Origin of the sequence: Bradyrhizobium sp. I71 (assembly GCF_022354745.1) — a bacterium.
In the GTDB taxonomy this organism is placed as follows: domain Bacteria; phylum Pseudomonadota; class Alphaproteobacteria; order Rhizobiales; family Xanthobacteraceae; genus Bradyrhizobium; species Bradyrhizobium liaoningense.
The window spans coordinates 6,416,609-6,437,024 of sequence record NZ_CP059398.1; the positions used below are offsets into that span (position 1 = coordinate 6,416,609).

Below are 20,416 nucleotides of genomic sequence, written 5' to 3' on the forward strand. Positions count from 1 at the left end.
GCCGGCGCCCGCAGCGGCCGTGTTCTCGGACGCCCTGAAATGCAATTTAATGGTGCTTCATTCGACGCAGGCTTACTTCTGTTGCGAGACAGCGGTGCGTCGCATGCCGGTCCTGCCTCGCGTGTTCGGCCCGGGCGGGCATTGAACATGTCGTCGCGGATCACCGAGCCCATGCTTCGCCGCCGGTCTCGAGGCCTCGCAGGACGTGGAACCAGCACAATGACGCGGATTCTCCTGATCGAGGATGATGCCGAGACCGCTGACGCGATCGTGGCCGAACTCACCGAGCGCGGGTTCGAGGTGCGATGGGCGCCCGACGGGATCGGCGGTCTCGATCGGGCGCGCGAATCGTCTCCCGATGCCCTGATCGTCGATCGGATGCTGCCTGGAATGGACGGGCTGACCGTCATCGAGGCCTTGCGCAAGGACCAGGTCAGGACGCCCGTCCTGGTGCTGAGCGCGCTCGGCGCGGTCGACGACAGGGTGCGTGGGTTGCGCGTCGGCGGAGACGACTATCTCACCAAGCCGTTCGCGCTGATCGAGCTCGTCGCCCGGGTGGAGGCGTTGCTGCGGCGTCCGATCGACAGCCGCGAGACCACGTTGTGCGCCGGGCCGCTGGAGCTCGACCTGATCGAGCGGACCGCGCGGCGGGGCGAGCGCGAGATCGATCTGCTGCCGCGCGAATTCCGCCTGCTCGAATACATGATGCGCCGGAGCGATCAGCTGCTGACCCGCGCGATGCTGCTCGAGGAGGTCTGGAACTACAAATTCGTTCCGGCAACCACCAATCTCATCGACGTGCACATGGGTCGCCTTCGTCACAAGGTCGACGGCCCCGGCGAGACGCAGCTCATTCACAATGTTCGCGGCTCCGGCTTCGTGCTGCGCACTCGTTAACAGGTTCGGCGGATCGATGCGCCAGATTCAGTTCATTCGTTCGAACACGTTCCTGTGGGCCGCGGCGATAGCAGCCGCGCTGGCGTTGTTCGTCGCCGCCCTGTTCGCCTTCATCTACTGGAAGATCGACGACTACCTGATCATGCGATCCGACCGCATGATTGCAACGCAGCTCAACTTCATGGCCGAGCTGCCGCCCGGCCGTCTCATGGACGCGATCTCCGATCATCTCAAGCAGGATTCCAGGGGCGTGCAATATGCCGGGCTGTTCGATGCCGTAGGGACTCCGCTTGCCGGCAACATCGGGCGATTGCCAGCACAGCTCGATCTCGGCGGGCCGGTCCGGAGCGTGCGGCTCGCACGGGACGGGCCGTCGGCGGTTCGCGACACCGTTGTGAAGGCCGCGGGCAGGCGGCTGGGCAACGGCCATATCCTGGTGATTGGGAGGAACGTCGACGAGACGCGCGAGATATCGAACGTCGTCGGGCAGGCGCTTCTGCTCGGTCTGCTGCCGGCATTCTGCCTCTGCCTGCTGGCCGGAGCCTGGCTGAGCGTCCGCGCCCAAAGGCGCGTGGAGGAGGTGAACCAGAGGGTTCAGCGCATCGTGGCCGGCGATATCCGCGAGCGCCTCCCACAGACCAACGCGGACGATCCCTTCGCGCGGCTGGCCAGGATCGTCAATGGCATGCTCGATGAAATGGAGACCACTATCAACGCGCTGGCCGGTGTCGGCAACGATATCGCTCACGATCTCAGGACACCGCTCACGCGAGCCCGCCTGGCTCTGGAGCGCGGGCGCACGCATGCGGCCACGCTGGAGGAGCTTTAGGACATCGTGGACAAGGCAATGGCCGGAATCGACCAGTCGCTCGCAATCATCACCGCGCTGCTGCGCCTCGCCGAAATCGAGAGCAGCAGCCGTACGGCCGGCTTCGGCGACGTCGCGCTCGACGAGATCCTGCGTCAGGTGTGCGACGTCTACGAACCCATTGCCGAAGACAAGGATATCGAGATCGACGTCGAGATCGACCGCAAAGTGCAGGTGCGGGGTGATCGGGACCTGCTGTTCGAGGCGGTTGCCAATCTCGTGGACAATGCCGTCAAGTTCACCCCCGCGGGCGGAAGAGTGACGCTCGAGCTGGTGTCGGACGACAGGGCCGTGCTCGTGCGCGTGAGCGATACCGGCCCCGGCATCGGCGAGTCGGAGCGCGAGGCGGTGCTGCGTCGGTTCTATCGCTCCGACAAGATGCGCAACACGCCGGGAGTGGGACTGGGACTGAGCCTCGTCGCTGCGATCCTGAAGCTGCACGGCTTCTGCCTGACCATTTGCCCGGCACCCGGCGGACGGGTGGAGATCCTCGCCACGACGGGCGCGACATCACGCGAACCCGCGGCATCGGCGCCGGTTCGTTCGCTTCACGCGAGCCTCGCGCCGATGTGACCGCCGATGCCACGTGCGCGACGTGCGAAGCGGAAAGAGCGGCGAGATCTCTGAAAGCGAATTCAGGCTTGTTAAGTGCAGTTTACTGGCGCCGTCAGTCGGAGGCTTCTTACGTTCCGTTTGCCGGTTCGAATGTGGGAGCAAAAGATGCCAATGCGACATGCGGGTTTGAGCAGGATCGAGACGGCTGAGCCGGGTAGGCGTACGGCGGCCGCTGTGTTCAATGCGTATTCCTCGGTCATCGGCCGTTACGACCTGCTCGAACGCGAGCAGGAGCAGCAGCTTGCGCGTCGCTGGCAGGAGACGAGGGACGGCGACGCCGCGAACGCGCTCGTCACAAGTCACCTCCGGCTCGCCGCCAAGGTCGCGCGGAGCTACAGGGGATACGGCCTTCCGTTCGCCGATCTCATGGCCGAGGCCAATCTCGGGCTGGTGATTGCCGCGTCGCGGTTCGAGCCCGACCGAGCCTCGCGATTTTCCACCTATGCGACGTGGTGGATCAAGGCCGCCATCCACGAATACATCCTGCGCTCCTGGTCGCTGGTCAAGATCGGAACAACGGCCGCTCAGAAGAAGCTGTTCTTCCGGCTTCGCGGCGAGATGAGAAAGGCCGGCCAGGGCGGGATGGCGCGGCTTACCCCCGATGTCGCCGAGGCGATCGCCACCAAGCTCGAAGTTTCGGCGCGCGATGTGATGGAGATGGATTGCCGCCTGCACGGCGATCTATCGCTGAATGCGCGGGTTGGCGGCGACGAGCAAGGTACTGAGTGGGAGGCCTTGCTTGTGGACGAGGCGAGCGACGCCGAGACCGTTCTTGCCGATCAGGATCAGATGGAGCATCGGACCGATGCCCTGCGCATTGCGCTGAATGGCCTCACGGGGCGCGAGCGGCGCGTGCTGGAGGCAAGGCGGCTGGCGGAGCATCCCCCGACGCTCGATCAGCTCGCCCGCGAGCTTTCGATCTCCAGCGAGCGCGTCCGGCAGATCGAGATTCGCGCCTTTGCAAAGGTCAGGCGTGCCGCCATCCGTGCCACCCTCGAGCCCGCGGCCACTCCCCGGGGACAGGGGCGGCGCGCGGCGTCGTCTCTGTCGTCACCCACCTGTCCCGACACTATCTCGAGCGCGAGGCGTTCGCATCGACGTGAACGATCGAGAGGTCGCGATGCTGAACTCGATTTCATTTGAACGGTCAAGCATCGTCGCCATCTGAAAATTTCCCGCAACCTGCTCGAAGTAGTTGTCTCCATGGGAATTGTCCGCTTTGCGCTCCGGTTTCCGCACACATTCTATGTGCTCGCGGCGCTGATCCTGTTTCTGGGCGGCATCTCTGTCTGGTCGATGCCGACGGACATCTTTCCAGAGATCCGCATCCCCGTCGTCACCGTCATCTGGAGCTATACCGGCCTCTCGACGCCGGAGATGGAGCAGCGCGTCTCCACGTACAGCCAGTATTCGATCAGCGCCAATGTCAGCGGCATCAAGAATATCGAAGCGCAGACGCTCAATGGCCTGTCGGTTCAAAAGATCTACTTCCAGCCGGACGTCAATCTCGATCTCGCGATCTCGCAGATCGTATCGGCAACGAACGCCATCCGCGCCCTGATGCCGCCGGGCATTCAGCCGCCCGTGATCGTGCAGTTCAATGCGTCGAGCGTGCCGGTCCTGCAGCTCAGCCTCGAGTCCGACAAACTGAACGAGGAGCAATTATACGACTTCGGCATCTATCGGATCCGGCAGCAATTGGCTCCCGTCCCGGGGGTAACGCTGCCGACGCCTGCGGGTGGCAAATATCGCCAGATCATGGTCGACATCGACCCAAACAAACTCTCGTCGCGCGGATTGACGCCGCTCGACATCGTCAATGCGGTGAACACCCAGAACCTGACGCTGCCGACCGGAACGGCGAAGATCGGCGATACCCAGTACACCGTGCGAACCAACGCGACGCCGGCCTCGATCAAGGATCTCAACATGATCCCGGTCAAGTTCGCGAACGGCGCGACGATCCTGCTGAAGGATGTCGCCCAGGTTCGGGACGGATCGCAGGTCCAGCAGAATATCGTGCGCGAGGATGGTCACCGCGCGGTTCTGCTCAGCGTGATCAAGAATGGCAACGCCTCGACGCTTGCCGTCGTCAACGGCGTCAAGCAGGCCTTGAAGTCGATTCGGGCGTCGGCGCCGGCCGGGCTGAAGATCAGCGAATTGTTCGACCAATCGGTTTTCGTCACGCACTCCGTCGACGGTGTGCTGCGCGAAGGAGCGATCGCGGCCGGTCTCACGGCGCTGATGATCCTGGTATTTCTGGGATCTTGGCGGTCGACGCTCGTGGTCCTGATCTCCATTCCGCTCGCGATGCTGTCCTCGCTCATTGTGCTCCATTTTCTCGGCGAGACCCTCAACACGATGACGCTGGGTGGGCTGGCGCTCGCAGTGGGCATTCTGGTCGACGATTCGACGGTGACGATCGAGAACACGCATCGGCTCTGGACCGAGGAGGGGATGCCGCTGTCGCAAGCGACGCTGCACGGCGCGGCCGAAATCGCCGTACCGACGCTTGTCTCCACGCTCGCCATCAGCTGCGTCTTCACCTCGGTCATATTCCTCGAAGGACCGGCGCAATACCTCTTCACGCCGCTCGGCCTAGCGGTGGTGTTTGCCATGCTGGCATCGTACGCGCTGTCGCGGACTCTCACGCCGATCACGATCGGTCTGCTGCTGAAGGGGGAGCGGCGCCATGGCGAGGGCGAGAGTTCGTCCGGCATGTTTTCGCGCGCGTCCGCCGCGTTCGAGCGCGGCTTCGAGCGCCTGCGCGACGGCTATTCCGAGCTCCTGACGACCCTGCTCCGGAGTCGCAGCATCGTGCCGATCGCTGCCGTGCTCGTGCTGGCACTCGGGGCCGTCACGTTCGTCTACGTGGGCAGGGATTTCTATCCCCTGATCGACGGTGGTCAGATCCAGCTCCATGTTCGTGCGCCCGCCGGGACCCGGATCGAGCGCACCGAGGCCATCTTCCAGGCGGTCGAGGACAAGATCCGCGAAGTCATTCCGGACCGGGATCGCGGGCTGATCGTCGACAATATCGGTTTGCCGGCGCGTCCCTACAATCTGGCCTTCACCGACGGTTCGACGATAGGAGTGAACGACGGCACGATCCTGGTATCGCTCAAGGACGGCCACAGGCCGACGGCGGATTACGTCAGGAAGCTGCGCCAGGTCCTGCCAGCGGCATTCCCCGAGGATGTCTTCTATTTCCAGGCGGCGGATATCGTCACCCAGATCCTGAATTTCGGCCTGCCGGCGCAAATCGACGTTCGTACCGTCGGCTACGGCGCCAACAATCTGTCCGTGGCGAAGGAGCTGCAAAAGCGCCTGGCGGCCATTCCGGGAGTCGTCGACGCGCATCTTCAACAGGAGGTCGACGCTCCCGCGTTCTACGCCGACATCGACCGCACGAGGGCCGCACAGCTGGGGCTCAATGCCAGCACGGTGGCAACCAACATCAATGTCAGCCTCAGCTCGTCGGCCCAGGTCTCACCGAACTTCTGGACCGACCCGACGTCGGGCATCCCTTATTATCTTGCCGTTCAGACGCCGGAGTACAGGGCGAACTCGCTCAACGCACTGGGGAACACGCCGGTGTCGGCCTCATCGGCAGCAAGCGGACAGACGGTGCCTGGCCTGCTCAGCAATGTTGCGACCTTCAAGCGGGGGACTGTGCCCACCAATTTGAACCAGGCAAACGTTCAGCCGGTGTATGACGTCTATGCGAGCGTGCAGGGGCGCGATCTCGGCAGCGTCTCGGCTGACATCGAGAAGGTCACGTCGACGCTTCAAAAGCAGCTCCAGCCGGGAAATTCGATTCAGGTTCTGGGGCAGATCCAGAGCATGCATCAATCGTTCCGCGATCTCGGGATCGGGCTGCTGTTTGCCGCCATCCTGGTCTATCTGCTGATGGTCGTGAACTACCAGAACTTCGGCGACCCCCTTGTCGTCATCATGGCGTTGCCCGCGACCTTCTGCGGTATCATGACGATGCTGTTCATCACGGGGACGACGCTGAACGTGCCTTCGCTGATGGGTGCGATCATGGCCGTGGGCGTCGCATCGGCCAATTCCATCCTGCTCGTGACCTTCGCGCGTGACGCGCAACTGAATGGGCACACCGCGTTCGAGGCTGCGCTGAGCGCGGGCCGCACGCGAATCCGCCCCGTGCTGATGACGGCCGCCGCGATGATCGTGGGCATGATCCCGATGGCGATCGGAGGCCCGGGCGAGGAGCAGAACGCGGCGCTCGCCCGTGCCGTGATCGGCGGGCTGCTGTTCGCAACGCCGACGACGTTGCTGATCGTGCCCTATCTCTTCGCCTGGCTGCGCAAGCGCAACGATGGCAAGCCTCACCACGGCGTGTTCGAGGAGTTACCGGAATGAGCGATGTTCGGGTGCGGACCAATAGTCATGACGTGAGCGAGCCGCCCGATGCGGAGAGCTGCCGCATCGTGGAGCTGCCGGGCAAGGACGCACGGCCGCGCCGCCGCCACGGCGGCGCATGGCTCGGCGGCGCCATGGTCCTGCTCCTTGCCGGCGGTCTCGGCGTGGGCGGCTGGCGGCACTATCAGGCCGCACGCGATCTGGCCGTATCGGCAGAGCAGATCAAGACTGCCGTTCCGGAGGTTCGGGTGGCGACGGTCCGCGCCAGCCCCGAGTTCACGAAGGTAACCCTGCCGGCGACGACGACGGCATTCGAGGCGGCGAACATCTTCGCACGGGCTAGCGGCTACATCGAGAAGCGCTACGTCGATATCGGCGATCACGTGAAGAAGGGCGATCTCCTGGCGGAGATCACGGCGCCGGAACTCGACCAGCAGATTGCGCAGGCGCAGGCGACGCTGGCGCAGAACCAGGCGGCGTTGCAGCAGGCGCAGGCGAGCCGGGAGCTTGCCGACGTCACCAATGCGCGGGACAGCAATCTGGTCAAGCAGGGCTGGTTGACGGCCCAGCAGGGCGACAACGACCGTCTCACCCTACGCGCCCAGCAGGCGGCCGTGAGCGTGGCCCAATCGAACATCACGGCACAAGAGGCGCAGATTCGCGTGCTTCAGCAGGAGAAGGCCTACCAGCGCGTGGTGGCACCGTTCGACGGTGTGATCACGCAACGCAACGTGGACAATGGCAGCCTCGTTCAGGCGGGATCGACCTTCATGTTCACGCTGATGCATTCGAACGTGATCCGAACGCAAGTGTTCGTGCCGCAGGACGAGGCCTTCGGCGTCGCGCCGGGCGTCGAGGCCGAGATTCACGTTCCCGAGATCCCGGGCCGGGCATTTCCAGGGAAGGTCACGCGCATCGCGAGCGCGTTGCAGCCGGGAAGCCGAACGCTGCTGACCGAGATCGACGTGCCCAATCCCGACGGCGCGTTGAGTCCCGGCATCTACTGCACGGTCGAACTGTCGATCCCGCGCAAGACGCCGTTGATGTCGATTCCCGCCGATGCGCTGGTCTTCGACCAGAACGGCCTTCATGTCGCAGTCGTGCGCAACGGCACCGTTCATTTGCAGAAAGTCTCGATCGCGCGAGATCTCGGCACGTCGGTGGAAGTGCGCGAGGGCGTGGAGCCCGGTGAGCAAGTCGTGCTCAATCCGGCGGTCAATCTGGCGGAGGGCAACCAGGTCACCATTCGCAAGAATGAGGCGAGCCAGGGGAGGCAGACATGATCCGGATCGTTTGCGCAGCGCTCGCCGCCCTGCTGCTCGGCTGCCCCGCGGGCAAAGCCCAGGTCGCGACGACCGGCAGCACGGCGATGAGCCTGCCAACCGTACCGGGCGCCATCGTCACCTCACCGCTCAATAGCCCGGGTCCGTTCTCCGCAACGACCGTGCAAGGTGCACCCGACACCACGCTGGCACCGGTTCCGCTCGCGTCGGATCCGACGACCCCCGGTACCGCCGTCGTCTGCGCGCCACCATCGACATCTCCGACGTCGGTGCCGACAATGCCGACCGCATCGAGCATGGGATCGCCGACGGCGGGCAATGTGGCTCCAACTATACCGATCATGGGACAAATCGGGAGCTCGATCGGTACAATCTCCGCGGCCGCGCCGTCAGGGACAGGAGTAACGGTGGCGTGCAGCTCAATGCCGGGCGGGTTGGTGGCGAGCGCTGCGAGTTTGCCGCTCTCGATCCCGCAAGTGCAGGCCGGGCCGCCGCCGGGTACGATCCCGGTCGCGATCAGCGGCGATGTCGGCACGGGCATCGATCCAGGTGCTGTCGTCGCGCCCAGCCCCAACACCTCGACCTGTGCGGAAAGCATGACGATGAATCTGGCATCTCCTGCGACAGTGCTGCCGGCCAACGCATCAGGTGCGGCGCCGACGCCGGGAGTCTCGCCGATCTTGCCGCCGGGGTGCTGAGGGACAGCCGTGCAGCGCAACCGCCTTATCGCCATGTCGCGACCATCGCGACAGACGGATGGATGTGTCACCCAAAACGGTCGTCGCCGCTCTGCCGGGTGGCGGCAATCATTCCTGATGTCGGCACCTCCATCGCCCGTGCAGCGGCGGTGACGGAGCGGACGACTCGAGAGTTGTCGATCAAATTGGAGGAATGACAGCATGAGGAGCTGTCATTCCTCTTTTCCGCGTAAGCCAAAAGGCCCCGAGACGCGCAACGATCCGCTTCAGTTCGGCACGCGCAATTGCGTTCTGCCGAGGCAGCGTTGTCCGGCCGGTGCGCTCAATAGCCGGACTTGGGCTCGCAGGGCGGGCGACGCCACGGGGCAGATGCATAGGCGCCGACGTCCGGAGCCCGCGTGCAACCGCGCTTGGAGGTAACCGGAACACGTTGAGCCGACGCGTAGGCATCGACATTCGTCCGCCGCGCGTTCGTATTACCTTCACGCGCCATCGCCGGGGAAGCAACCATGGCCGCAGCGATCAACCCGGCCGAGAACAGTTTCAGTGTAGTCATTGTACATCTCCTTGACAAAGCGACGCCGGGAACGCCTCGGCTCGCGCATCAGACATGTGCATGCGTGCACCGGATCGGCAGTATCAATTGAACGATCATTTTCGTCATTGCACGAAGGGATGCATGCACATCCACGCCGCGGGGTACGCCGCATCGCGCGGGCGTACTCCGTTCGAGGCGTGAACGATGGTCATCTGAATCTGGTAGCTGTATTTGATTGCTCGTTCGGCTTGTCATCGGCGCCAGTGGTGGTTGCGAACCTGAACCGCGCCAAACACGGGAGCCGCGCCACCGGGGCGCTCGAGCCCCATTCGTCCTGCCGGGGTCAACGCGCCGCCATTCAGCACGTCGCGGTCGGGATACATCGAGGCAAAGGTTGCGGGCTCCTGGTCGGCGAAGGACCAGGCGGCGGAGGCCGACGACACTGTCGCAGTTGAGATCAGCACCGAGGCGATCAGGATTTTGAGTGCATTCATAGCGAGTCTCCATTGCGTTCTCGTGCGGAGAGTCGCTTGGCGAGGATCGCTGCTCGGCTGACGGCGTTTCCGGAATTGTATTCTATGCCGAGATATATAAGTCGCTTTGTTCGCAAAGCCCGTGATTGTGCATCACTGTTGCGAGAAGACGATGGCTATCGCGAGGTACTTGCCGGCGTGGATTGCACGCGACAGCGCGGCGACCCGACGTCGGGAGGGTGATGCCGGGAAGGCCCGAAGCCGCTTCGCGTGCGATATCGGTGGTGATCTTATCGGACGGGCCCGCCGTGCCTTCACGAAATTGACGGTGCGTTTGGGAAGATCGGAATAGCGACGGTCCGCTAAGTTAGCTTCGTGTGATTGAGCGGAGAGCTGCGCGCTTTCGAGCGCCGGGCGGCCGCCGCGTTGTGAGAGGACTTGATGAATCAGCCAGGTAGAGTAGAGCGTTCGAGCCTTGGATGGCTCGTTCTGATTGCCGCCGTGGTCGGCGGCAGCGCCGCCGCCTTTGCGTATACCGCGGGATGGCTCACGCCGGGGCGTCTTACGCCGGATCGCATGATTGCAGCGTTGACGCCTCCGAGCGGCCCACCGCTGGGGCACCGGCGGAATCATGCCAAGGGAATCTGCTTCACCGGCATGTTCGAAGCGAACGGAAATGGTGTCGAGCTGTCCCGCGCCAAGGTGTTCGTGCAGGGCCGCTATCCGGTTCTGGGCCGTTTCAATCTCGGTACGGCCGATCCGAACGCGGTGGACGCGACCGTGCGCGTGCGCGGCATGGGGCTCCAGATATCGGCGGCGGACGGAGAGGAGTGGCGAATGGCGATGATCAACCCGCCATTCTTTGCGGTGTCCACGCCTGACGCGTTTCACGATCTGCTGGTTGCGGCCGGCAAGAAGGATCCGGAGGCGATGAAGACGTTCATCAGCGCAAATCCGGAGTTCGCCGCTTTCGCAGCCTGGGCCAAGGCGGCGCCCTGGACCGGAAGCTACGCGGAGGAATCGTATAACAGTCTCGACAGCTTCGTCTTCACGAACGCGAAGGGCGATGAGCACACCGTGCGGTGGTCGCTGGTGCCCACGGCAGAGCCTGCTTCCATCGCCCAGGCGGAGCTTGAGAAACGCGGCCCGGATTTCCTCGAGCAGGAGATCACGAACCGGGTGCAGTCGGCGCCGCAACGGTGGACCATGGTCACCACTGTGGCCGAGCCGGGCGATCCGACCGCTGATCCGAGCAAAGCCTGGCCGCAGAACCGGCGCAAGGTCCAGGTCGGAACGCTGGTCGTGCAGCGAATTGAACCCGAGCGCGATGGGCCGTGCCGCGACATCAACTTCGATCCGACCGTGCTGCCGCAGGGCGTCCGGGTGTCGGACGATCCCTTCCCGGCGGCGCGCTCGTCCGTCTACCGCAAATCCTACGATCTTCGCGCAGCCGAAGCCAGCGACTATCCGAGAACCGAGGTTGCCAAGCCATGACCAATGTCCCGCAACGCTTCGCCCCGATCCAGCGGCTGCTGCATTGGCTGATGGCGATCTGCATCATCGCCATGCTCTTCATTGGTGTAGGCATGGTGTCCACCGTGGCTCAGAAATATCTGCCGCTCATCCTGATCCACAAGACGCTCGGCGTTGCACTCCTCGTGCTCGTCCTGGTCAGGCTGGCGCTGCGGCTTCATTTCGGCGCACCGCCATTGCCGGCCGACCTTCCGGCGACGATGAAGCTGGGAGCGCGATTGTCGCATCTGCTGCTCTATGGCTTCATGATCGTCATGCCCTTGCTTGGTCTCGGCATGCTCTGGGCTGCGGCCTATCCGGTCGTCCTGTATGGCGGGATTCGGCTTCCGGCGTTGCTGCCGCAGAGCGACCACGCACACACGCTGCTTTGGAATGCCCACGTCTATCTGGGCCTCGCGTTCTTCGCCCTCGTGTTGCTGCACCTGGCAGCAGCGCTGTTCCACGCCCTGATCCGTCGCGATGGCGTGTTCGCGACGATCTCGCCTCTGCCGCAGCGGCAGCGGATGAAGCCCACCGAATGAGTCACCGCGCGCCTGTAGGCGTGCAATCCGAGAACGATGTTTCGGCACGGAAAGACCGGCTGCCCGCCCTCAAGCTAGAAATTGTCCACTTTCCAACAAGGATGCCAACCATGACCAAAGCAGACCTGCAAAGCCCGACCGATCTGGGAGCCAATGCGAACCGGGACATTCCTGCCGCGCTGAGAGCGCTGCTCGCCGACGTTTTCGCGCTGTACCTGAAGACGAAGAACTTCCATTGGCACGTATCTGGCAGTCACTTCCGCGACTATCATCTCATGCTCGATGAGCAGGCCGAACAGATCTTCGCCATGACCGACGATATCGCCGAGCGCGCGCGCAAGATCGGCGGCACCACGCTGCGATCGATCGGTCACATCGCCCGCGAGCAGCGCATTCTCGACAACGACGCGGATTATGTCGATCCGCAGGATATGCTGGCCGAGCTGCGCAGCGACAATCAGCAGCTGACACGGGAAATGCGCCGGGTCCACGAGCTCTGCGACGAATATGGCGATGTCGCCACCGCAAGCTTGCTGGAGAACTGGATCGACGAGACGGAGCGGCGGATCTGGTTCCTGTACGAGACCGGGCGGAGCGGCGCGAATTCGTAAGAAGGCAAGTCGTTCGGCCGGGAGGCGGGTGAAGGATGAGCAGTCTCTCGGAGCTATCGCCGGATAGCGGCACCAATGCGGAGCGCATGTTGCTGCGGGAGCTGGCCCATCAGATCGAGGGCGAGCTCGTGTCCGTGATCGAGTTGCTGTCGGAGGCTGCCGGTCGCTGCGAAGGCACGGAGGCGAGAGCGATACTCGCTTCCGTGCAGGATCGACTGGAAAGCCATGTGTGCCTCCACCACGCATTGCAGATGCCCCAGTTCGCCACGACCATTGATCTGGCCTCCTATCTCCGGCAACTGTGCAGGTCGATCAGCCGCTCACGGCTTGAGCATGAGGGCATCGCGCTTTCGCTCCTGCTCCAGCCGCTCAAGGTAAGCTCCGAGCGTTGCTGGTTGCTGGGCATGATCGTCTTCGAACTGATCACCGCCTCGGCGCGTCACCTCTCCCTCGATGGGGCCGGCGCCATCCGGCTCGAAGTCTGGGGAACCGCAAATTCGGTCACGTGCTGTATCATCGACAATAGGATAACTGCCGAAGGCCGGCCCGGGCTCGACCGTTCCATCGTCGATATCCTCGCTGCGCGTCTGAATGGAACGATGGATATCCGCTTCGGACCCGACGGGACCAGGACCGTCGTCGAGATCCCGCGTCGGGCCTAGCGCGGTCTCGACGCGCGACGACGGGAAACTTCCCGTTCGTGCCCCGCAAGCTCACCGCGCCAACGCTCCGCATCGTGCAGATCAACAATATCGCCGTTTTTGCGAAAGATGGGGCGTGGGCCCGCTTGTACCCTTGCTACCATTCATGACCGGGAGAGCGGTCATACGTGCAAGGGTCAAGCCATGACGGACATGTCGAATTCGAAGGCGTCGCTTGGAAGAGCCATCCACGCGATCGGCGGAAAATGGGGCTGGTTCGTTGCTCTGGGCGCAGGCGAATTGGTCCTCGGTGGCATTGCGTCCGCAAACCTGATGGCCGCCAGTCTCGCCTCCGTGCTGGTCATTGGCGCCACCATGGCTGTCGCTGGCGTCTTCCAGATTGTGCATGCTTTTTCGGTGCGCGCTATGCGGGGATTCCTGTTCTGGTTGCTCGCGGGCATTGTCTACGGCGCGGCCGGGATCATCATCCTCTATGATCCGGTCCTGGCCTCGTTCACGCTGTCTCTCGCGGTGTGTGCCTTCCTCGTCGTCGCCGGTGTGATGCGGATGTGGGCAGGTGTTCACATGCGACCGGCTGCGGGTTGGCGCTGGATCGTCGCCGCCGGTGTTTTGACGTTCTGCGTCGGCGTGATGCTGGTGGCGGCTTGGCCCGCGATCGGCCTGTGGCTGCTCGGTGCGATGCTGGTGGTCGACCTGATCTTCCAGGGCTGGGGTTTCATTGCATTCGGGCTGGCGCTCAGAAGCCGGGCGTCCCGCCACTCGGCCCAGCCGGCGACGGTGTGAGCCATGATGACGGGATCGACTTTCACGCGGCACTCGGAGATTGCCTGGCGCGGCGGTCAGACGCGGTCGACCTCTCGGCTGATCGCCGAGGAGACGGCCATCGCGCTCACCTATAACGGCTCGACCCATGCCGTGATGATGGGAACGCCCGCCGACCTGGAGGATTTCGGTATCGGCTTCAGCCTCACCGAAGCCATCGTGGGACGAAGAGACGAAATCAGGAGCATCGATCTGATTCCGAACGAGCTGGGCGTCGAGGTGCGGATGTGGCTCGATGGCGACTGCTCGGCGTCCCTGGCGGCCCGCCGCCGCGCCATCAGCGGTCCGGTTGGGTGTGGGCTATGCGGTATCGAAAGCCTTGAACAGGCGCGACGTGCGCCCTCGCGGGTGAAAGATCATAACATTGTCTTTCGCGCACGGGATCTGCTGGACGCGATGCAGGCCCTGTCTCCGCTCCAGACATTGAATCAGCACACGCGATCCGTTCATGCGGCGGCCTTCTGGACGCCGCGCAGCGGCATCGGTCCGGTCAGGGAAGACGTTGGGCGGCACAATGCCCTCGACAAGCTCGCGGGTGCGGTCCTCCGCGACGGCGGTTCGGCCGGCGAGGGCGCCGTGCTCCTGACGAGCCGCGTCTCGGTCGAGATGGTGCAGAAGGCGGCGATGATGGGCGTGCCGGTCGTCGTGGCTGTATCCGCTCCGACCGCGCTCGCCATCCAGACTGCGAAGGAAGCGGGCATCACGCTCGTGGCGATTGCCCGCGATGACGGATACGGCGTGTTCACACACCCGCGACGCGTTTTGCTGCCTGACGAGGCTGCTCCGCGCGCGGAGGCCTGACACTGGGCCGACCGGCATGGCGATGCAAGCCGTATCTCCGGACGCCGCGGCCGAGCCCCGCGCCGTCGCCTATGCTCCGGAACGATCGCTCTTCGTTGCGGCTCTGCTGACTGTTTCGGGCGGCTTTCTCGATGCCTTCACCTGGCTCTCGCTCGGTGGTGTGTTTGCGAGCTCGCAGACCGGCAATGTCGTCTTCCTTGGCATCGATGCCCTGTCCGGGCGATGGCAGCAAGCGGCGCACCATCTGCTGCCGATCGTCGGCTTCCTTCTTGGCGCCTGGGTCGCAATCCGCATGCAGGCGCCGCTGCGCTGTCTCGTTGCGCATATCGTCTGCCTCGCGGCAGCGATGTTGTTGCTGCATCGGATCCCAGATCCGATCGCCATCCTCATGATCTCCTTCGGCATCGCGCTGCAGTCGGCCAGCTTCAGGCGCGTCGATCGCTGGAGCTATCTCTCCGTCACCGTGACCGGCAACATGTTGCGCGCTATCGATCAATTCGTGTCGACCTCCGATCGCGACGCCTTGCGTGGTGGCGTGGCCATGCTCGTGCTCTGCCTGACATTCCTTTGCGGCGCGGCCATCGGCGGCTATGCGACGACGTGGCTCGGGGCGGCCAGTCTTTCGGCGCCGATCGTATCGTCGGGGTCCGTGCTGCTGCTCTGCTTGCAGAGCCGGATCCGCCGCGATCCCGGTTGAGCGGTTCTTTCCCGGTGCACCGCCACGCCATGCCATTCGGCAAAGGGGCGTTCGTTCGCGAAAGCAGGCTTGCCGGGCGCAACGTATCATTTCCAGCACGCGTCGGGATGGCGCCTTCCGAGATCAACCGCCACGAGAGCCAGGGATGAACGACCTCCGCAAAGAGACAGACAGCCTCGGTGAAGTGTCCGTTCCCGCGGACAAGCTCTGGGGCGCGCAGACGCAACGTTCGCTCGAACATTTCAGCATCGGCAGAGACCTCATGCCGCGCGAGATGATCCAGTCCTACGCGATCCTGAAGAAAGCGGCTGCGACAACGAACTGCGCCGGCGGCCGCCTCGATGACAAGCGTCACGAGCTAATCGTCCAGGTCTGCGACGAGATCCTCGCCGGCCAGCACGGCGACATGTTTCCGCTCCATGTCTGGATGACCGGCAGCGGAACGCAGTTCAACATGAATGTAAACGAGGTGATCTCGAACCGGTGCTGCCAGCTCGCGGGCACGCCGCTCGGCAGCAAGGATCCCGTTCATCCGAATGATCACGTCAACATGTCGCAATCGTCGAACGACAGCTTCCCTTCGGCCATGCATATCGCCGCGGCGACAAGCGTCACCCAGCGACTCGTGCCGGCAGTCGAGGCGCTGCACGCCGCAATCGCGGAAAAAGCGGCCAAGTGGGACGACGTCGTCAAGATCGGCCGCACCCACATGCAGGATGCAACCCCGCTGACACTCGGGCAGGAGTGGTCCGGTTACGCCGGCATGCTCGCGGACGATCTTGCACGCATCGACGACGCGCTCAAGGGCGTCTTCCGGCTCGCGCTCGGGGGCACGGCCGTTGGCACCGGGATCAACGCTGGCCCGGGTTTCGCGGAGGCGGTCGCTGCCGAGATCGCGCGGTTGACCGGCCTGCCGTTCGTCAGCGCTCCCAACAAATTCGCCGTGCAGGGCGCGCACGATGCGCTGGTGCAGCTATCCGGCACGCTGCGCACGCTGGCCGGCTCGCTCTACAAGATCGCGAACGACATCCGCCTGATGTCCTGCGGACCGCGCGCGGGCTTTGCCGAATTGCTGATCCCCGTGAATGAGCCCGGCTCGTCGATCATGCCGGGAAAGGTCAACCCGACACAGGCGGAAGCGCTGACGATGATCGCGGTGCAGGTGATGGCGAACGACGTCGCTGTCGGCTTCGGTGGCGCCGGCGGCTACCTCGAAATGAATGTCTACAAGCCGTTGATCATCCATAATATCGCGCAATCCGTCACGATCCTTGCCGATGGCTGCACGAACTTCCGCACGTTCCTGGTCGAAGGCACCCAGCCGAATCGCAAGAAGATCCAGGAATATGTCGAGAGATCCTTGATGCTGGTGACCGCACTGGCGCCAGTGATCGGCTACGACAGGGCGTCGCGGATCGCGCACTACGCAATGGAGAACGATCTCACGCTGAAATCGGCGGCGTTGAAACTCGGCTTCGTCACCGAGACGGAATTCGACTGTATCGTGGATCCCGTGAAGATGGTCAGACCCTATGTTGCCGAGATCAAGGCGTCGTCTGCGATTGGTGAGAAGGCTGGTTGAAGGGAGAGAAGCAATGATCCGCTGTGTACGTCTGTGGACTGGACAGGACGCCAATTCGCATTTCGAGGAGGGTTTCATCGAGCTGGAGCCCGGCCAGCGCGGCGACTTCCTGAGCGGCAAGGTCGATGCCGTCAGCGTCTCCTTCCAGGAGACTGAGTCGGGCGGCGCCTTCTCCTGGCACACCGCGCCGGTCCGCCAACTCGTGATCACGTTGAGTGGAACGCTCGATTTCCAGACGCGTGACGGCCATCACTTCCTCATTCATCCTGGCAATGTCCTGCTGGCCGAAGACACCGCAGGATCGGGCCACAGCTGGAAGTTGACGGACGATTCGTCCTGGCGCCGCGCCTACGTGGTGCTGCGGCCGGGAGCAGAAGTGCCGTTCCGCGCCAAGGCGCCGCAGCCGGCGCGGGCCTGATCGGCCATCCAGAGCACAGCATCGAACTCCAACTGAACGAAGAGAGGCGCCATGCAAGGAACTTCCGACCACGAATGCGACGTCGTCCTCATTGGCGCAGGCATCATGAGCGCGACCCTTGGGGTCCTTCTCAAGGAGTTGGAGCCCTCCCTCACGATCCAGATGCTCGAGGCCCTTGAGGATTGTGCGCTCGAAAGTTCGGATGCGTGGAACAACGCGGGCACCGGGCATGCCGCCAATTGCGAGATGAACTACACGCCGGAGAGGCAAGACGGCAGCGTCGATATCTCGAAGGCGCTCCAGGTCAATGTCGAGTTCGACCTGTCGCGGCAGTTGTGGTCCTATCTCGTTGGGCGTGGCGCGATCGCCGATCCGCGATCCTTCATTCATCCCGTGCCGCATATGAGCTTCGTGCACGGTGCCGACAACGTCGCCTTTCTCAGGAAGCGGTTTAAGGCGATGGCCGCCCATCACTGTTACGAGGGCATGGAATACAGCGAGGATCCGACGAAGATCGCCGAGTGGGCGCCATTGGTGATCGAGGGCCGCACCGGCGGTGATCCCGTGGCGGCCACGCGTATCATCACGGGGACCGACGTCGATTACGGGGCGCTGACTCATCTTTTGGTCCGTCATCTCGTCGGCCAGCCGGGCTGCACCACGCACTACAAGAGCTTCGTCACCGATCTCGTTCGCGGGCAGGACGGCCGCTGGCGTATCGAGGCGCGCGATACCGACAGCGGCGACATCCGGTCTGTCCTCGCGAAGTTCGTCTTTATCGGCGCCGGTGGCGGTGCTTTGCCTCTGCTCGAGAAGTCCGGAATTCCGGAGGGACGCGGCTATGGCGGTTTCCCGGTCAGCGGGATCTGGCTGCGCTGCGACGATGCGGAGATCAACCGACGTCACCACGCCAAGGTCTACGGCAAGGCCGCCGTCGGCTCACCGCCGATGTCGGTGCCGCATCTCGACACGCGCGTGATCGGCGGTCAGCGGTCGTTACTATTTGGGCCCTATGCCGGCTTCTCGAGCAAGTTCCTCAAGCACGGCTCTCTGCTCGACCTCTTCGAGTCCATCCGTCCCGCGAACGTCAAACCGCTACTTTCGGTGGCACGCGACAATTTCGATCTCACCGAGTATCTGATCGGGCAGGTGCTGCAGTCCGAGAGCCACCGTCTGGCGGCACTCGACGAATATTTCCCGATGGCCGATCCGAAGGACTGGAGGTTGCAGGTCGCGGGCCAGCGCGTCCAGATCATCAAGCCCGACGTCAAACGTGGCGGATTCCTTGAATTCGGAACCGAACTCGTCGGCGCGGACGATCATTCGCTGGTTGCGCTGCTCGGCGCTTCGCCAGGTGCCTCCACTGCGGCGTTCATCGCCATCAGCGTGCTGGAGAAGTGTTTCGCCGGTGAGCTGACGGCAAGCGCTTGGCTGCCGAAGCTGAGGCAGATCATCCCGTCCTATGGCGTGTCACTGATCGAGGACGCGGATTTCTGCCGCAAGATCCGCGCGGCAACGGCGGAGGTCCTCAAGGTCGAAAACATTCCGCAGCCGGCCGCATGCGCACCGGCGCCCGTGAAGCGAGCGTGAGAAAAGAAGGGGCTTCCCATGGATCCGACGGCGCTTCTCCTGTCCCGGCTGCAGTTTGCCTTCACCATCTCGTTCCACATTATCTTCCCGGCGTTCACGATCGGGCTCGCCGCCTGGCTGACCGTGCTCGAAGCGATGCACCAGTACAGTGGCAGGCCAGTGTACCGGACGCTGTTCGAGTTCTGGCTCAAGATCTTCGGTGTCGCCTTCGGCATGGGCGTCGTATCGGGCGTCGTGATGGCGTTCCAGTTCGGAACGAACTGGAGCGTGCTCTCCAAGATGTCGGGGCCGATCCAGGGCCCGCTGCTGGCTTACGAGACGTTCACCGCCTTCATGCTGGAGGCGGGTTTCTTCGGTATCCTCATCTTCGGTCGGCCTCGGGTGCCGCCCTGGTTCTATCTGTTCTCGACCGCGATGGTCGCGCTCGGAACCACGCTGTCGGCGTTCTGGATCATGGTCAACAACAGCTGGATGCAGGTGCCGACCGGCTATGTCCTGCAAAACGGCCAGTTCGTGCCTGACGATTGGGCGCAGATCATTTTCAACCGGGTGGTCTGGGTCAGATTTCCGCACATGCTGCTCGCCTCTTATCTGACGGGCGCGTTCTGCGTGGCGGCGACCGGCGCGTGGTACGTGCTGCGGCGGACCTATCGGCCCGAGGCGCATGTGATGTTGCGCATGGGCCTCGCGCTCGCGGCCGTGCTGCTTCCGGTCCAGCTGTTCATCGGGCATCTCGTCGGCGACTACGTTCACGATTACCAGCCGGCCAAGTTCGCCGCGATTGAAGCGCGCTGGCATGACGAGCAACCGGCTTCGGAGGTGCTGATCGCGATCCCGGATTCGAGCACCGAATCGAACAGATATGCCGTCTCGATCCCGGTGCTCGGCAGCATCATCGCAAGCATGAGCCTGAGCTCGAAGGAGGTCGGCCTGAGCAGCTTCGCGCCGCAGGACCGCCCGCCGGTGGCAATCCCGTTCTTTGCCTTTCGCATCATGGTCGGCTGCGGCTTCGTGATGCTGGGGCTTGCCTGGCTCGGGACCTGGCTAGGGCTCAAGCATCGGCTCGAGCGCAGCCGCTTGCTGCTGTGGGGCATCTTCCTCAGCTTTCCATTGCCCTGGATCGCCATCCTCACGGGCTGGTACACCGCGGAAGTCGGCCGCCAGCCATGGACGGTCTATGGCGTGCTACGCACGGCAGATGCCGCGACGCCGTTCCTGACCGCGTCGGCCGCCACGGCTTCGCTGATCCTCTTCGTCGCGGTCTATGCCTTCATCTTCTCGTTCGGAACCTATTACATCTATCGGCTCTTGCGCGCCGGACCGGCGGGACTCGGCGGCAAGCCGCTGGACGTTCCCGTGCCCAACCGGCCGATGTCGCTTGCCGACAAAATGCCGACAATCGTCGAGGCGGGAGAATAGCC

19 protein-coding genes are annotated in these 20,416 nt (G+C 63.7%); 17 read left to right on the forward strand and 2 right to left on the reverse strand.

The annotated features are described in order from the left end of the window. The first annotated feature begins 219 nt into the window (after positions 1–219). The 6 genes from FJV43_RS30620 to FJV43_RS30645 all read left to right on the forward strand — a co-directional run bounded on the left by FJV43_RS30620 (position 220) and on the right by FJV43_RS30645 (position 8,049). On the forward strand, positions 220–897 hold the full coding sequence (locus FJV43_RS30620) for a response regulator transcription factor (protein WP_061882070.1): 678 nt from the start codon (positions 220–222) through the stop codon (positions 895–897). Positions 898–913: 16 nt separating this feature from the next. Further along, entirely contained in the window at positions 914–1,726 is an 813-nt protein-coding gene (locus FJV43_RS30625) for a HAMP domain-containing protein (protein ID WP_239622742.1), read from the forward strand. Positions 1,727–1,744: 18 nt separating this feature from the next. Next, positions 1,745–2,338 (forward strand): ATP-binding protein, encoded by a 594-nt coding sequence (locus FJV43_RS30630; protein WP_239622743.1) that lies wholly within the window; start codon positions 1,745–1,747, stop codon positions 2,336–2,338. A 168-nt stretch (positions 2,339–2,506) separates the two neighbouring features. Beyond that, the gene (rpoH, locus tag FJV43_RS30635) at positions 2,507–3,523 is read left to right on the forward strand and encodes an RNA polymerase sigma factor RpoH (RefSeq protein WP_239629683.1); all 1,017 of its coding nucleotides are present in this window, start codon (positions 2,507–2,509) and stop codon (positions 3,521–3,523) included. Positions 3,524–3,583: 60 nt separating this feature from the next. Beyond that, a complete protein-coding gene (locus FJV43_RS30640) occupies positions 3,584–6,766 on the forward strand; it encodes an efflux RND transporter permease subunit (protein ID WP_239622744.1) in 3,183 nt (1,060 codons plus the stop codon). Beyond that, on the forward strand, positions 6,763–8,049 hold the full coding sequence (locus FJV43_RS30645; protein WP_239622745.1) for an efflux RND transporter periplasmic adaptor subunit: 1,287 nt from the start codon (positions 6,763–6,765) through the stop codon (positions 8,047–8,049). Before FJV43_RS30640 ends, FJV43_RS30645 begins: the two co-directional genes overlap by 4 nt. Here the strand turns inward: FJV43_RS30645 and FJV43_RS30650 are convergent. Further along, positions 8,006–8,782, reverse strand: a complete 777-nt coding sequence (locus tag FJV43_RS30650) for a hypothetical protein (RefSeq protein WP_239622746.1) — start codon at positions 8,780–8,782, stop codon at positions 8,006–8,008. The genes FJV43_RS30645 and FJV43_RS30650 overlap by 44 nt on opposite strands. 754 nt (positions 8,783–9,536) lie before the next feature. Then, positions 9,537–9,779, reverse strand: coding sequence for a hypothetical protein (locus FJV43_RS30660; protein ID WP_239622748.1), 243 nt, complete (start codon positions 9,777–9,779; stop codon positions 9,537–9,539). Between the two features lie 420 nt (positions 9,780–10,199). On the opposite strand from FJV43_RS30660, the gene FJV43_RS30665 reads away from it, so the two are divergent. The 11 genes from FJV43_RS30665 (at position 10,200) to FJV43_RS30715 (ending at position 20,414) form a co-directional block, all read left to right on the forward strand. After that, entirely contained in the window at positions 10,200–11,252 is a 1,053-nt protein-coding gene (locus FJV43_RS30665; RefSeq protein WP_239629684.1) for a catalase family peroxidase, read from the forward strand. Then, positions 11,249–11,812: a cytochrome b/b6 domain-containing protein gene (locus tag FJV43_RS30670; protein ID WP_239622749.1), complete on the forward strand. Its 564-nt coding sequence runs from the start codon at positions 11,249–11,251 to the stop codon at positions 11,810–11,812. The genes FJV43_RS30665 and FJV43_RS30670 overlap by 4 nt, the downstream gene beginning before the upstream one ends. A 110-nt stretch (positions 11,813–11,922) precedes the next feature. Continuing rightward, positions 11,923–12,423, forward strand: a complete 501-nt coding sequence (locus tag FJV43_RS30675; protein WP_239629686.1) for a DNA starvation/stationary phase protection protein — start codon at positions 11,923–11,925, stop codon at positions 12,421–12,423. 35 nt (positions 12,424–12,458) lie between these two features. Beyond that, a complete protein-coding gene (locus tag FJV43_RS30680) occupies positions 12,459–13,085 on the forward strand; it encodes a histidine kinase dimerization/phosphoacceptor domain -containing protein (RefSeq protein ID WP_239622750.1) in 627 nt (208 codons plus the stop codon). Between the two features lie 183 nt (positions 13,086–13,268). Next, complete coding sequence (locus FJV43_RS30685; protein WP_239622751.1) at positions 13,269–13,868, forward strand: HdeD family acid-resistance protein; 600 nt, start codon at positions 13,269–13,271, stop codon at positions 13,866–13,868. 3 nt (positions 13,869–13,871) lie between these two features. Then, positions 13,872–14,708: a formate dehydrogenase accessory sulfurtransferase FdhD gene (fdhD, locus tag FJV43_RS30690; protein WP_239622752.1), complete on the forward strand. Its 837-nt coding sequence runs from the start codon at positions 13,872–13,874 to the stop codon at positions 14,706–14,708. Between the two features lie 16 nt (positions 14,709–14,724). Beyond that, positions 14,725–15,405, forward strand: a complete 681-nt coding sequence (locus tag FJV43_RS30695; RefSeq protein WP_239622753.1) for a YoaK family protein — start codon at positions 14,725–14,727, stop codon at positions 15,403–15,405. A 145-nt stretch (positions 15,406–15,550) separates the two neighbouring features. Beyond that, complete coding sequence (gene fumC / locus FJV43_RS30700) at positions 15,551–16,987, forward strand: class II fumarate hydratase (protein WP_239622754.1); 1,437 nt, start codon at positions 15,551–15,553, stop codon at positions 16,985–16,987. A gap of 13 nt (positions 16,988–17,000) precedes the next feature. Next, on the forward strand, positions 17,001–17,405 hold the full coding sequence (locus tag FJV43_RS30705) for a hypothetical protein (RefSeq protein ID WP_239622755.1): 405 nt from the start codon (positions 17,001–17,003) through the stop codon (positions 17,403–17,405). Positions 17,406–17,456: 51 nt separating this feature from the next. Beyond that, positions 17,457–18,995 carry a malate dehydrogenase (quinone) gene (gene mqo, locus FJV43_RS30710; RefSeq protein ID WP_239622756.1) on the forward strand — a complete coding sequence of 513 codons (1,539 nt, stop codon included), beginning with the start codon at positions 17,457–17,459 and terminating at the stop codon, positions 18,993–18,995. A gap of 18 nt (positions 18,996–19,013) precedes the next feature. Then, positions 19,014–20,414, forward strand: a complete 1,401-nt coding sequence (locus FJV43_RS30715; RefSeq protein ID WP_239622757.1) for a cytochrome ubiquinol oxidase subunit I — start codon at positions 19,014–19,016, stop codon at positions 20,412–20,414. Positions 20,415–20,416 lie beyond the last annotated feature (2 nt).

Excerpts from the sequence above, each read along its gene's own strand:
- FJV43_RS30620 (WP_061882070.1), top strand. The coding sequence starts at position 220 with ATGACGCGGATTCTCCTGATCGAGGATGATGCCGAGACCGCTGACGCG.
- FJV43_RS30625 (WP_239622742.1), top strand. The coding sequence starts at position 914 with ATGCGCCAGATTCAGTTCATTCGTTCGAACACGTTCCTGTGGGCCGCG.
- FJV43_RS30630 (WP_239622743.1), top strand. The coding sequence starts at position 1,745 with ATGGCCGGAATCGACCAGTCGCTCGCAATCATCACCGCGCTGCTGCGC.
- FJV43_RS30640 (WP_239622744.1), top strand. The coding sequence starts at position 3,584 with ATGGGAATTGTCCGCTTTGCGCTCCGGTTTCCGCACACATTCTATGTG.
- FJV43_RS30645 (WP_239622745.1), top strand. The coding sequence starts at position 6,763 with ATGAGCGATGTTCGGGTGCGGACCAATAGTCATGACGTGAGCGAGCCG.
- FJV43_RS30650 (WP_239622746.1), bottom strand. The coding sequence starts at position 8,782 with ATGGCGATAAGGCGGTTGCGCTGCACGGCTGTCCCTCAGCACCCCGGC.
- FJV43_RS30660 (WP_239622748.1), bottom strand. The coding sequence starts at position 9,779 with ATGAATGCACTCAAAATCCTGATCGCCTCGGTGCTGATCTCAACTGCG.
- FJV43_RS30665 (WP_239629684.1), top strand. The coding sequence starts at position 10,200 with ATGAATCAGCCAGGTAGAGTAGAGCGTTCGAGCCTTGGATGGCTCGTT.
- FJV43_RS30670 (WP_239622749.1), top strand. The coding sequence starts at position 11,249 with ATGACCAATGTCCCGCAACGCTTCGCCCCGATCCAGCGGCTGCTGCAT.
- FJV43_RS30675 (WP_239629686.1), top strand. The coding sequence starts at position 11,923 with ATGACCAAAGCAGACCTGCAAAGCCCGACCGATCTGGGAGCCAATGCG.
- FJV43_RS30680 (WP_239622750.1), top strand. The coding sequence starts at position 12,459 with ATGAGCAGTCTCTCGGAGCTATCGCCGGATAGCGGCACCAATGCGGAG.
- FJV43_RS30685 (WP_239622751.1), top strand. The coding sequence starts at position 13,269 with ATGACGGACATGTCGAATTCGAAGGCGTCGCTTGGAAGAGCCATCCAC.
- fdhD (WP_239622752.1), top strand. The coding sequence starts at position 13,872 with ATGATGACGGGATCGACTTTCACGCGGCACTCGGAGATTGCCTGGCGC.
- FJV43_RS30695 (WP_239622753.1), top strand. The coding sequence starts at position 14,725 with ATGGCGATGCAAGCCGTATCTCCGGACGCCGCGGCCGAGCCCCGCGCC.
- fumC (WP_239622754.1), top strand. The coding sequence starts at position 15,551 with ATGAACGACCTCCGCAAAGAGACAGACAGCCTCGGTGAAGTGTCCGTT.
- FJV43_RS30705 (WP_239622755.1), top strand. The coding sequence starts at position 17,001 with ATGATCCGCTGTGTACGTCTGTGGACTGGACAGGACGCCAATTCGCAT.
- mqo (WP_239622756.1), top strand. The coding sequence starts at position 17,457 with ATGCAAGGAACTTCCGACCACGAATGCGACGTCGTCCTCATTGGCGCA.
- FJV43_RS30715 (WP_239622757.1), top strand. The coding sequence starts at position 19,014 with ATGGATCCGACGGCGCTTCTCCTGTCCCGGCTGCAGTTTGCCTTCACC.